Annotated in this window: 11 protein-coding genes; 7 read left to right on the top strand and 4 right to left on the bottom strand. The window is 39.7% G+C overall.

What is annotated here, in order from left to right; translation table 11 throughout:
- Positions 1 to 24: 24 nt before the first annotated feature.
- The gene (gene mutL, locus EHQ43_RS17695) at positions 25 to 1,860 is read right to left on the bottom strand and encodes a DNA mismatch repair endonuclease MutL (RefSeq protein WP_135771911.1); all 1,836 of its coding nucleotides are present in this window, start codon (positions 1,858 to 1,860) and stop codon (positions 25 to 27) included.
- Between the two features lie 43 nt (positions 1,861 to 1,903).
- Entirely contained in the window at positions 1,904 to 2,278 is a 375-nt protein-coding gene (locus EHQ43_RS17690) for a Fur family transcriptional regulator (RefSeq protein WP_135771910.1), read from the bottom strand.
- A gap of 106 nt (positions 2,279 to 2,384) precedes the next feature.
- On the opposite strand from EHQ43_RS17690, the gene EHQ43_RS17685 reads away from it, so the two are divergent.
- Genes EHQ43_RS17685 through EHQ43_RS17675 form a run of 3 tightly spaced genes read left to right on the top strand, consistent with a single transcriptional unit; the run spans position 2,385 to position 6,440 of the window.
- Positions 2,385 to 2,864 (top strand): flavin reductase family protein, encoded by a 480-nt coding sequence (locus tag EHQ43_RS17685; RefSeq protein ID WP_135771909.1) that lies wholly within the window; start codon positions 2,385 to 2,387, stop codon positions 2,862 to 2,864.
- 10 nt (positions 2,865 to 2,874) lie between these two features.
- A complete protein-coding gene (gene purL / locus EHQ43_RS17680; protein WP_135771908.1) occupies positions 2,875 to 5,121 on the top strand; it encodes a phosphoribosylformylglycinamidine synthase subunit PurL in 2,247 nt (748 codons plus the stop codon).
- Between the two features lie 32 nt (positions 5,122 to 5,153).
- Entirely contained in the window at positions 5,154 to 6,440 is a 1,287-nt protein-coding gene (locus EHQ43_RS17675) for a hypothetical protein (protein WP_135771907.1), read from the top strand.
- On the opposite strand, the gene EHQ43_RS17670 is transcribed toward EHQ43_RS17675, so the two are convergent.
- On the bottom strand, positions 6,428 to 6,994 hold the full coding sequence (locus tag EHQ43_RS17670; protein ID WP_135742506.1) for a penicillin-binding protein activator LpoB: 567 nt from the start codon (positions 6,992 to 6,994) through the stop codon (positions 6,428 to 6,430). The genes EHQ43_RS17675 and EHQ43_RS17670 overlap by 13 nt on opposite strands.
- Before the next feature lie 425 nt (positions 6,995 to 7,419).
- On the opposite strand from EHQ43_RS17670, the gene EHQ43_RS17665 reads away from it, so the two are divergent.
- Positions 7,420 to 7,797, top strand: coding sequence for a hypothetical protein (locus tag EHQ43_RS17665; protein ID WP_135742374.1), 378 nt, complete (start codon positions 7,420 to 7,422; stop codon positions 7,795 to 7,797).
- 358 nt (positions 7,798 to 8,155) lie between these two features.
- On the opposite strand, the gene EHQ43_RS19625 is transcribed toward EHQ43_RS17665, so the two are convergent.
- Positions 8,156 to 8,302: a hypothetical protein gene (locus EHQ43_RS19625; protein WP_167481822.1), complete on the bottom strand. Its 147-nt coding sequence runs from the start codon at positions 8,300 to 8,302 to the stop codon at positions 8,156 to 8,158.
- Between the two features lie 185 nt (positions 8,303 to 8,487).
- On the opposite strand from EHQ43_RS19625, the gene EHQ43_RS17660 reads away from it, so the two are divergent.
- From EHQ43_RS17660 to EHQ43_RS17650, 3 genes are read left to right on the top strand one after another with little or no spacing between them, the layout of a single operon-like run.
- Positions 8,488 to 9,093 (top strand): hypothetical protein, encoded by a 606-nt coding sequence (locus EHQ43_RS17660; RefSeq protein ID WP_135742375.1) that lies wholly within the window; start codon positions 8,488 to 8,490, stop codon positions 9,091 to 9,093.
- A 1-nt stretch (position 9,094) separates the two neighbouring features.
- Positions 9,095 to 9,361, top strand: a complete 267-nt coding sequence (locus EHQ43_RS17655; protein ID WP_135742376.1) for a DUF8156 family protein — start codon at positions 9,095 to 9,097, stop codon at positions 9,359 to 9,361.
- A 42-nt stretch (positions 9,362 to 9,403) separates the two neighbouring features.
- A complete protein-coding gene (locus EHQ43_RS17650; protein WP_135771906.1) occupies positions 9,404 to 12,022 on the top strand; it encodes a DNA polymerase domain-containing protein in 2,619 nt (872 codons plus the stop codon).
- Positions 12,023 to 12,283 lie beyond the last annotated feature (261 nt).

The raw sequence follows: 12,283 nt of genomic DNA, 5'->3' as shown, positions 1-12,283 counted from the left end.
TGTTTTTCGGATTCCTTTGGCAGATTAGATTCTATGGAACATGGTCTCAAGGTCTTTTCTTGTGAGTTTGATGAGAGTGGGCCTGCCATGGGGGCAAAGCGATGGGTTTTCACAATAGGAAAGCCTTTGTAACAATTCGCCAATAATGGGGTCAGAAACCTGGTCTCCTTTTTTGATGGCAGACCGACAGGCCACACATTTTGCCATCTCATCATATAACTCTTTCTCTTCTGGGTCTTTGGATTTGAACCGCTCCCAAAGATCGAGGATGGTTTCCGTTTCTTTCCCTGGATCAATGTAGGAAGGAACTTCACGAATGAGGATTGTCCCTCCTGAAAAGGGTTCGAGTGTGATCCCGAGCTCTGAAAACCGATGTTTTTCAGCGATCATTTCTTCGGCTTCTTCTTTTGTCAGTTCCAAACGAATCGGTGTGAGTAAACTTTGGGATTTGTAAGCTTTGGATTTGAGGTCTCGCAGCACTTCTTCGTAACGAATCCGTTCGTGGGCTGTATGTTGATCGATGATGTAGAGTCCATCTTCGGCTTCGGCTAAGATAAAGGTTTCAAAAATCACACCATAGTGTTTTTTTGGGACAAACAAATTGTGTTTGGTAAGGTTATCACCTAATAAATGTAAGTTTGTTCCTGCCCCAATCCCTTCAAGGGAAAATCCGGTCCTTCCTTCGATCGTACTTGGACCAAGGAGAGGATTCCCTTCCACTTGTTTGTTTCCCCCTTCTCCAAAATTCCCGTTGCCAAAACCTAACCCACCGGCAAACGAAGTGCCACTGTCACCAAACTGTGATTTGTTTCCTGCATTGTCATAGGGAATGGGCATCGAAAGCCTTCGCCGCATCTCTAAAAATTCAACGGGTGTGGATGTTCGTAACACATCTGTGATCCCTTGGAATAACATCCCTGTGATGGTTTCTTCCGATAAAAACCGAACTTCTTTTTTTTGTGGATGGACATTCACATCCACAAACTCACGAGGCAGATCAAAAAACAAAAATGCATATGGAAAGGCACCACTGGGTAATAATTCCCCATAACATCGTTTTAAAATTTGGGCAGAAAATTTCAGTTCCACCGAACGGTTGTTCACGAAAAAAAACTGCCCAGTCCTTGAGGATTTATAAAAATCGGGATGAGAGATAAACCCACGTAGAGTCATTCCATTTCGGCTTGAGTGAATGGGGAGTAGATGGTCTCTTAGATTTTCGCCGTAAACCGATAGGACTCGCTCTAATGGTTCTTCTTTTTGGACATGGAACACTTCTTTTCCATTTTGAACATACCGAAACCCAATGGAAGGTTCACCGAGTGCCATGGTTTGTACACGGGATCTATTTTTTTTCTCTTCCCCCGATTCCGTTTTTAGGAATTTCCGCCTAACGGGTGTATTATAAAATAAATCCTTAATTTCAATTTTTGTTCCTTGGAAAAAAGGGATCTCTTCTTCTGATACAATCTTCCCTTCTTCCACAACCACCCGGTTTGCCATACGGTTTCCTTCGGTCCCCGACTCAATCACAAGCCTTGATACAGAGGCAATGGAGGCAAGGGCTTCCCCTCGGAACCCAAAGGTAAATAGGTGTTCTAAGTCGTGGAAATTCTGAATTTTACTTGTGGCATACCGTTTGATGGCTAGTGGCAAATCGTCTTTCTCGATCCCATGCCCATCATCAGAAACTAAAATACGTCCAAGGCCTGCGTTTTCTGTCGCAATTTCGATTTTTTTAGCACCTGCATCGATGGAATTTTCAATGAGTTCTTTTAGGATGGAGTGAGTGGATTCAATGACTTCTCCCGCCGCGATTTGGTTGATAAGGTCGGGAGAAAGGGAATGGATGATGCCCATATAAGGCAAGCTTGGGAGGGGAAACCTCCCGATCGATTACATTTTAGTGGGACTTACAAGAAGAACAAGTGCCAGAAACGACAATATCAATGTGGTCTGCCACAAATCCCATCGCCTTCCAGTCTGTAGTTTCGCTGAGTCCCAGAGCAGGAACATCAAGAATGGTCCCACAAGAATGGCAAATCAAATGGGAATGGTTGTCAAGAAAGGCATCGTAACGAACTGATTCCGATTCGATATTGAGTTTGTTCACCAGTTTGTGGTCGACTAAGTATTCCAAAGAGTTGTAAACCGTGGCAAAACTGATTTTATCTGCTTTGTCCCGGACAGACTCAAATACCATCTTCGCTGTGGGATGGTCGTGTCTTTCTTTCAGGTCTTGTAAAATCAATTCTCTGTGTTTTGTCAGTGCTTTCATAGGAAATCCCTTTCCCTTATGAGACTCCTAAAAATAGTATGGGGTCAATTGGAATTTCGATTTTAGAATCCTTCCAGAAATTGATATTTGTCAATACGGAGTCCTTATGCCAGCATCCATCGACCAATTCAAAACTTCCCTTTCCCTTTGGGCATCGGGAGTTTCCGTTATCACCTACGAATCCTCGGACCAAAAAGGCGGAGTGACCGTTTCCAGTTTTTCATCTGTGTCCTTAGAACCACCGTTAGTTTTATTCTGTTTGGCGAAACTTTCGAAGGCGAAAGAGGCAATCGAATCGGCGGGAAAGTTTGCTGTGAATATTCTTTCTTCCGAACAAAAACAAATTTCCGCTGATTTTGCTTCTGGTTCCCTGGACAAAGCGGTTGTTTTGGAAGGCCTAAACCCAAGAAAACTTTCCACCGGAGCCCCCATTTTACAGGGATGTTTGGCTTCATTGGACTGCCTTGTGCACCAAATCATTGATGCTGGCGACCATTGGATCCTTATCGGACTTGTGGAAGCTGTGGCCACTAAAGAAGGTTCTCCTCTCCTCTATTTCAATCGCAATTATAGGGAACTCGTTTAAGGAAACAAACATGGAAAAAGAGAAAGTTAGTCTGGAAGAAGCAAAAGAACACGGACTTACCGAAACTGAATTTGTTGAAATTCAAAAAATCTTAGGAAGGATTCCAAACTCAACTGAACTTGGAATTTTTTCTGCCATGTGGTCGGAACACTGCTCTTATAAAAATTCTATATTAAAATTAAAAACACTTCCCACTAAATCTGACAAACTACTCGCACAGGCTGGAGAAGAAAATGCGGGTGCCATGGACATTGGTGATGGCCTTGCCGTGGTCTTTAAGATTGAAAGCCACAACCACCCAACAGCCGTAGAACCATACCAAGGTGCCGCAACCGGTGTGGGTGGGATCATGCGTGATATTTTTACAATGGGCGCTCGTCCCATAACATCCCTCAACTCACTCCGGTTTGGTGATCCAAAAGAACCACGAAACAAATACCTACTCACTCGTGCCGTGAAAGGCATTGGCGATTATGGAAACTCCCTTGGCATTGCTGTTGGAGGTGGAGAACTTTTCATCCACCCATCTTTCACAAAAAACCCTCTTGTGAATGCAATGACTGTCGGAATCGCCAAACACAACGAAATGGCTTCTGCTTCTACCAAAGGAAAAGTTGGAAACAAAGTTTATATCGTTGGTGCGACCACGGGACGTGACGGAATCCATGGAGCAAGTTTTGCCTCCAAAGACCTCACCAAAGAATCAGAAGAAAAAAGATCCGCAGTACAAGTGGGAGATCCCTTTATGGAAAAACTCCTAATGGAAGCATCTCTTGAAGCCATTCAAAAGAATTTACTTGTGGGCATCCAAGATATGGGAGCGGCAGGGATTTCTTGTGCCACTTCTGAAATGAGTGCCAAAGGGAAAACAGGAATGGATGTGGACCTAGACAAGGTTCCTCTGCGTGAATCTGATATGAACGCCTACGAAATTATGTTATCCGAATCCCAAGAACGGATGTTAGTCATCCCAGAAGTAGGAAAAGAAGGAGAGCTTGTTTCCATCTTCCACAAATGGGGGTTAAATGCCGTGGAAATTGGAACGGTTACTGCTGACGGAATCTTACGCATCCGAAAAAATGGATCCCTCAAAGCAGAAATCCCAGCTGAATCGCTCGTCCTTGGTGGTGGCGCTCCTCGGTATGTAAGGGAAGAAAAAAGACCGTCTTATCTCGATGAGGTGGTAAAATTTGATCCCAACACAATCCCTGATCTAAAACCAGATACTGTCCCTCAGACTTTAAATAGCCTTCTTTCTTCTCTCAATATCAGTTCGAGACGTCCTCTTTATGAACAATATGACACAGAAGTGGGACTTGTAAAAGTAGTCGAACCTGGAGAAGACGGTGGTCTTGTCCGTATCCCTGGAACAAAAAAAGGAATTGCTGTTGCCACAGACTGTAACTCCCGTTATACGTTTCTTAACCCATACGAAGGAGCACAAATTGCTGTTTGTGAATCAGCAAGAAACGTAGCCGCAACGGGTGCCGAACCTTATGGAGTGACCAATAACCTAAACTTTGGGAATCCCTATATCCCTGAAAACTATTATGTGTTTAGTGAATGTGTGAGAGGGCTTGGGGATGCTTGTCGTTACCTTGGTTTACCAGTTACTGGTGGAAACGTATCCTTTTACAATGAATCCCAAGAAGGCCCAGTGTTTCCAACTCCTACCATTGGTATGGTGGGAGTGATTGACGATGTGGCAAAGGGACTTCGTACATTTCCGAAAACAAACGAAACTGTGAAATATGCACTTGTTGGAGATTTCCAACCAACGATCTCTGCGTCTGAATATTTGTACAGATCGCAAGGCTTAGATACTGGTGTGATCCCAAAAATTTCTTTGGAAACGGAAAAACAAACCATCGACACCCTTATTGAATGCCGTAAAAAGGGACTCCTCACCTCCGCCAAAGACCTGTCACTCGGTGGCCTCCTAGTGGCATTGGCAAAAATTGTCATCACGGGGAAAAAAGGAATCGAGGTAAATCTCAAAGCCCTTCAAACAAAAGTGCAAAGACTTGATGCCTTGTGTTTTGGAGAAACTGGTGCGAGTTTTATCGTAAGTTTTTTACCAAGTAACGAAACTAAGGTAAACGAGTCCTTTACAACAAAAGGATTGTCTTTTTTCCCTCTCGGGTCTTCCAGCGCAAAATCTTCTCTTTCCGTGAAAGGGGAAGGGTTTCACTGGGAATGGACAACAAAATCATTAGAAGTAGAATTTGAATCGGGTCTCAAATCGTATTTCGAATAGACAATATCTAAAATAGGAGAAGGATATGCCAGATGCGTGTCCTTTTCCTATCCGTTTTATTTCTTTTTTTCTCTATCCAATGTACAAGCCTCGCCAAACGCAAAGATTATGAAGAATCCCTAAAGTCTTATAAAAAAGCAAATATAAACGATGCTTTAACTACCCTACCTCGCAATGAAAGAAAAGGGTTTATCGCTGTATTAGAAAAAGCTCATCTTTCCTTCTTAAATGGTGGAACAAAATTTTCTGATCTTGAATCTTTAGCTGAAGAAAGTAAGGAACGATTGCGTTTTAGTGCTACTCGTTCTTTAAAATCATTTTTTTATATGGAATCAGAAGACGGTTATTATGCCTCTGAAGCAGAAATCATTTACCTCCACATTTTACTTGGACTTTATTATGCTCGTGTAGAAGAGTATGAAAAAGCAAAAATCCAAGCAAGATATGCTGGTAATTTACTCAGTGGGGAGTGGAGTGCCGAAGGTCAATTTGATGATCCCACCTTACGCCTATTACTTGCCTCTCTTTGGCTCGCCACAGGATCTAAAGAGGAAGCAATGGTGGATTTTCGAAAGGCAACACAATTAAAATCCCAATCACATTCCATTCGTTCTTTTGCGACAGAAGGGGTACCTACTGATGGTGAATTTATTTTTATCTTTGGTGGTCCAGGTGCTGAACCAGAAATGGACCCTTCTGCGAATCTCAATTTTATTCGTGGTCTTCGGAATCTCAAATTCAAAACTTCCGGAAGACAAAGTACTCTTCTCTTAGTCGACAATAACAAAACGGTATCTCTAAGTTTAGAAAAAGGTACTCTTGGATGGTATGAACGCCACCTCATCCGTGACAACGAAATCTCCGAACTCATTCAAGATTCTAAATACTTTCAGTTGATGTCAGCAACAGCGATCAAAGAAGGAACCAAGGGTACATTAAAAGTCACAGGTTCCATTATTGCCAGTGCCACAATCATTGCATTAGGTGCAGGATTGGTATATGTGGGAGCGGAAGTCCATTCCGAAGACATTGCAGGACTTGGGATCATCACAATGATTGTTGGATTCCAATTGGGAACTGAGTGGGTAAGTACATCCATTCGTCAAACAAAAGAAAACATCAAAGAAGACTTGGACGTATCCAACGAATACCGTTATGTACGTTTTTTTCCTGAGTATGTTTGGATTGGAAAATCCAAAGCCAAATTGAAAGCACCGATCCTTACCTCAAACCAAGGACCAGTCACATACCACCTCACTCCCGCTATCGGAAAGATCAAAGTTCGTTTTGGATTTGTTCCGGATGGTCAGAATCCGTAACCTTCCACACGGCTTTTCTTTAGGAAATTGGTTTGTTCCGACCAAACAATTTGATTGGTTTCCAAACTCACTAAAAACAATGTTACCGTGATGTATTGAATTTTGTTTCCAGATTCATAATTCACAACTTCGTTGATCTCACCTTTAATTTGATGTGAAGGTGACTTAAATTTGCCTACCGCCAAACGAGAATCTGACGATACCATTCCTGTTTTTCCAAAAGCCATTTCCTTTGTTGCATCTTCCCTAATTGTTGTATCTACAAATGGAACTTTTTCTTTTGTAAGTTGGTTTAAAATTTCATTGGTGATGAGTTTTGTATCAATATGTTCTGACGTACTATTTTGTAATGGTCTCCATTCAAAATAACCACCCTTTAATTCTGTTTTATAATATACTGATAATGAATGGCTCATACTTTTCACAGTTTCTTTTACTTCAACAACTCCCCATTGTTTGGTGGCCTTTGCATTTTCTGGTTTGGAATACGAAGTGGCTGTAGAGCAGTTAACAATGAAAAACGAAAGGAGAAACAAGAGGAATTTCTTTTGCATAGATGTTAGTTTGGTGAACGATTGGGTGTTTGGCAAGAAGTTTGTAGTAATATCCCCGCCCGATTTGGGTGGGGAACTGGACCCGCCACCCAATAACTTTCCTCTACCACGAAAGTAGTTTTTTCACAAGCTCCACTTTTAGATTCTCTATTTTTTTTTTCAAAAGTTCATATTTTCACTTTCACAAACCTTTCCAAAGTGATGGGGCGCCTCCGATCCATTCTGAAGAACAAACTCCCATAGAAAAAGGACCGGGCGACTCCGGGGTCCGCATTCGCTCCCGTCGTCCCAGGCAAGCGCCTCCTCCGACCAAGCCCTCCGTCTCCCTGGCGCGGAGTTTTCTTGCCTCAAGCATTGCTTTCCCTACTCATTTTCAAAATATTGTCTTGAAAGTTTCTCATCTTTTGGAAAACTTCAGGATCTATATGGGTAAATTCATCGTTCGTTTCAGTTTGTTCCTCATCCTTCTCGCTGTTTTATTCGCGGGATATACTTGGCTTACTCTCACTTGGAGTTATTCAGAAGGGGACCGTGCAGGTTACATTCAAAAACTTTCCAAAAAGGGTTGGGTCTGCAAAACTTGGGAAGGGGAAATGGCTCTTGTCACAATGCCTGGGACCATGACGGAAAAATTCTACTTCAGTATTCGTAATGAATCCATAGCCGAAGAACTCAATGCATCCATTGGCAAACGTGTGGTTCTTGAATATGAAGAACACATCGGTGTTCCTTTTAGTTGTTTTGCTGAAACGCGATACTTTGTGACGGGAGTAAAAACAGTCGGAGAAGTACCACAACTTTAATTTTCAAATCATTTCGAACGACCACCATACTTTTTTCAAATTTGTGATGGTCGTTTGCTTCACTGCCTTCCTCGATTGAATGCACGAAGGATACTTCTGGCCTAAATATGATTGAAACAGTTTTCAATCTCCTCTCTTGTTGTGAATCATCGTATACTAACAAAGCCGAAAGATCCCTTTTGATCATTGATTTTACAGCTGTTAGGTAATCATCTTCATCCATACTTTTCCGTGTGTCGAGACAAACGACTGACTTATCAATTCTTGTTTCAAGGATGATCTCATTTCTATTTTCTCATTGAATGTAAAATTCCCTTTGGTCGAGATAGGTTCCGAAATCGATTTCCTTCTTTTCTTTTTAAATTCCAATATTCCCACCTTTTTCTTTTCTCCACCTATTTTGTTCGTCTCCCTTTTTACGCTCATTGTTGTTTTCACTCGCTAGTAAAAACCGTACCAAACGATCTTTTGCTTCGGATGGAAACAAGGGATTTGTATCTGTCACTCAATCCTAGTTTCACTGATGAGGCTTCATTTTGTCTTATTATGTCTCATTATTTATCGTGGTCTCTCCATTTCTCTCCCAATCTTACCGCCTTCTTACCCACCAAAAAATTTTACACGGAGGGAAAAAAGTCACTGAATACAATTTTAACTTTACATATTTTTGCTATACATATAAGTAGTATCATGGACCTTGCGGAACAATCCCACTCTTCCACAAATATCTACGAACCCATACAAAACTGGAACCAAAAGGACTTAGGTCTTTTGACAGGAGAACGAGGGATGTACAAACTCGCCCACTACTGGCAATATGCACTTGTTTGTTCAGGGTTTCAGGTATTCAACCTGGATTGTGCCATCCGCTTTAATCCCTTCACCATCACAGAAGAAACCAGAAAACAAAACCTGGCACCAGAACCTTTTTTGGAACAAATTCAAATCCAAAGAGCCTTCACCCCTTACCAAATCCTAGATGCCCTACAAAATATCTTAAAGAGAAAAAGAGAGAATACCGTATACTTTTTGTTAGCTCCCTGCAAACAATTCTTAGATGGAGATGTAAAAGATGACGAAGGAATTTATTTGTTAAACTTAATGTTAGGTTTTATAGAAAAGTTCCCCGAAGAAAATATTCCCCTGCTCATCATTGAATCATGGACTTACTCACATCAGAATTTCAAACTTTTTTTCCCAAAACTATTACGAGTTTCCCAAACCTTATGGGAACTCAAAACAGAAAAAGGACTCTCAAGGATCCGTACAAGAAAAACATCTATCACAGGAGCATAAAATGGGCAGAACCATATCCCCCTACTCACGCCAAATGTTACAAATCGAAGAAAACTTATCTGACTTTCGAAGAGCCCTTCGTAAAGCAGACCAAGAAATTTTCGATGATCTCATACGTACTGCGAAATTACAAGTACAAGCTGGTGTGATGGCATCACTTCCTTATCCAATTGACTCCATGCTTTTATCCATGATGATTGAATTAAAAAAAGAAATTAACGAATTAACTGAATTAAAAAAGAAACTCAGAGAGGAATTCAAACTTTAGTGGATACAAAAACCATCAAATCAATTTAGAATCAAATCAAAAATGGAAACTTACAAAGGTTATCTGTTTGACATCTACCACTCAGAACAAAAAATTTACCTTTGGATCAAATCAGATTCAGGTGAATTAAAACTTTTTGTCGACGAATATTTTCCCATCATTTATGCCAATGCTTCTCCGGCTGTTTTAAAAAAGTTAGTCAAACGATTTTATGAATTAGATGCATTAGCTGAAATTCCAAGTTTCACAGAAAAACGGCTATTTTACCAAAACAAAACCATTTCAGTTCTAAAACTTGTCATTTCAAAACCACAACTACTTCCCAAAATAACAAACAAACTTTTTAATTTATATGGAAAATACGATATCTACCATTCCGATATCGAAATCACCACAGGGTACATGGTGGAAAAAAACATCTATCCACTTGCATACCTTCGGATCGAATATGAAATCAACAAAAATCAATTAAATCGTATCAAAACCATTTCATCTCTTACCGACATAAACGAATTGGATTATAAAGTACCTGAGCTACGTGCCATTTCTCTTTACCTAGAGAAAAGCCATAGACACCCTTTCCAAGAAAATACATTGGTCATCGAAACTCCAAAAAAAAAATACAACATCCCCACAAATAATGGAATCTCTCTTATCCAAAACCTTAACGAAATTTTTGAAAAACATAATCCAGACATAGTTCTATCTTCATTTGGTGACCAAGTGATATTTCCTTATCTATTCAAAATAGCACAAGAAAATCACCTAACAACTGAATTCGATAGAGACAAAACCAGTTTAATACGACGATCCATACAGACGCAAGGAACCAGCTTTAATACATATGGAACAATTGTTTTCCGAGCTCCTTCTTATCCACTATTTGGAAGATGGCATATTGATTCTCGTAATAGTTTCGTATACAAAGAAGCCGAATTGATTGGAATCATCGAACTCTCTAGAATCTCAAGATTACCTATCCAAAAAATGGCAAGGGCATCCACAGGAAAAGCGCTTACTTACATCGAAGTCGATGTGGCACTTCGCATGAACTACCTTGTTCCTTGGCAAAAAAGTGCACTCGAATCTGAGAAGTCAGCCTTACAATTATTAAATGCTGATAAAGGTGGACTAGTTTTCCAGGCAGACATTCAAAATGGATTTGTACTCGAAAATGTAGCGCAACTTGATTTCTCACAAATGTATCCAAGTATTATGGTCACTCACAATATCTCTCCAGAAACAATCAATTGCCTTTGTTGCCAAGATGATCCAAACATAGAAAAAGTTCCCTCGCTTGGATATCGTATTTGTGCCAAACGAAAAGGAATTGTCTCTGAGGCTTTGGCACATATCGTCCAAAGAAGGAATCATTACAAAGAACAAAAAAAAAATAACCATCCCAATTTCGTCAATATCCAATCCAAACAATCTAGTTTAAAATGGATGTTAGTAACTTCATTTGGTTATTTAGGTTACCGAAATGCAAAATTTGGAAAACTAGAAAGTCACGAAGCTGTGACCGCATTCGGAAGAGAAAAACTAATCACAGCCAAAGAAGTATCAGAAAAATTTCATTACAAAGTTGTACATGGAATAACAGATAGTATTTTCATTCAAAAAAAGGACATGAGTCCCATCAGTAACGAAGACCTAACACAACTTTGTTTAGAAATCGAAAAACATACTAAAATCAAAATGGAGGTAGAGGGAATATATTCATGGTTATGTTTTCCACCATCAACGCAAGATACAAAACTTCCCGTTGCCAATCGTTATATGGGTCGTTTCATTGATGGTCATTTCAAGGGGCGAGGGATCATCACAAGAAGAAAAGATTTTCCTAAATTCATACGTGATGCACAAAACCAAATGATACAATGGATGTGCCAATTCAAAACGATAGCGGAAATGCAATCAAAAGAAAAAGAAATCCTCGATTTATTCTACGCTTATGATAAAAAATTAGTAACAGGCAATCTCAACTGGAAAGACCTTGTCATACAAAAATCTACTTCAAAAGAACCAGAAGATTATACAGTTGACGCACCAAGTACAATTGCCGTCAAAGATCTACTCAATATGGGAGTTCGTGTACAAGCTGGAGAAAAAATAAAATATATCGTCATTAACCAAAAATCAGAGAAAAAAGGAGAAAGGTATCTCACTCTCGAAAGGATTGAAACAAAAATAAATCAGCACTCCAAGCCCTACTTCCACACGCAACTCGCTCCCAAAATACAAAACCACACACGCATCCAAAATAAAAGTAATGAAACAAAAAGCGGGTATTCAAAATTACAGCCAATTGTAAACGGAATCGCTTCAAAAAATAGAACTCTTACTGTAACAACCCATAGTTTGAATAATATTAATTTAATATATAATAATATTAAGGCATCTTATTTAAACAAGATGCCTTACAATGAAACAATTTGTAGGCAAAATCATTCAAAATTCAGCAACGTAACACCAAATTATGACCAAAAATACTACCGATCCCTTTTGGTAAAATCTCTTAAAGAAATTTGGATTGGTATCGCTAGCTTCAAAAACTTCGAAATCCTCATCAGTGACGAATCATTCCTACCATTCAAATTTGATAAAAATCAAAACTATTCAAAGATTCTGAATATTAGCAATTCCGTATTTATTGCATAAACATAAAAAAAATCTTTAAAAAAAACAGAATTTTCCCTTTGTTAAATGAAGAAAATTGCCACCAAACAAAAAAATATTTGAACTCAAAATGTACAAAATAAGAATCAGATTCACTTTTCAATCTATGGGAGTGAGGGGGCGGAGCTATACCTTTCCCTAAATAATGGCGCTCAAAAGATGAACTTAAATAATATTATGTCCCATAAGAGCAGAAACTCCAAATTAATACCAAAAGCAAGAAATAAACAACATACAATTATA

It is taken from the genome of Leptospira bouyouniensis (genome assembly GCF_004769525.1).
In the GTDB taxonomy this organism is placed as follows: domain Bacteria; phylum Spirochaetota; class Leptospiria; order Leptospirales; family Leptospiraceae; genus Leptospira_A; species Leptospira_A bouyouniensis.
The sequence above is the reverse complement of the archived record's forward strand: the minus strand, read 5'-3'. Positions and strand labels throughout refer to the sequence as shown.

Coding starts and splice junctions, on each gene's coding strand:
- mutL (WP_135771911.1), bottom strand. CDS start 1,860: ATGGGCATCATCCATTCCCTTTCTCCCGACCTTATCAACCAAATCGCG.
- EHQ43_RS17690 (WP_135771910.1), bottom strand. CDS start 2,278: ATGAAAGCACTGACAAAACACAGAGAATTGATTTTACAAGACCTGAAA.
- EHQ43_RS17685 (WP_135771909.1), top strand. CDS start 2,385: ATGCCAGCATCCATCGACCAATTCAAAACTTCCCTTTCCCTTTGGGCA.
- purL (WP_135771908.1), top strand. CDS start 2,875: ATGGAAAAAGAGAAAGTTAGTCTGGAAGAAGCAAAAGAACACGGACTT.
- EHQ43_RS17675 (WP_135771907.1), top strand. CDS start 5,154: ATGCGTGTCCTTTTCCTATCCGTTTTATTTCTTTTTTTCTCTATCCAA.
- EHQ43_RS17670 (WP_135742506.1), bottom strand. CDS start 6,994: ATGCAAAAGAAATTCCTCTTGTTTCTCCTTTCGTTTTTCATTGTTAAC.
- EHQ43_RS17665 (WP_135742374.1), top strand. CDS start 7,420: ATGGGTAAATTCATCGTTCGTTTCAGTTTGTTCCTCATCCTTCTCGCT.
- EHQ43_RS17660 (WP_135742375.1), top strand. CDS start 8,488: ATGGACCTTGCGGAACAATCCCACTCTTCCACAAATATCTACGAACCC.
- EHQ43_RS17655 (WP_135742376.1), top strand. CDS start 9,095: ATGGGCAGAACCATATCCCCCTACTCACGCCAAATGTTACAAATCGAA.
- EHQ43_RS17650 (WP_135771906.1), top strand. CDS start 9,404: ATGGAAACTTACAAAGGTTATCTGTTTGACATCTACCACTCAGAACAA.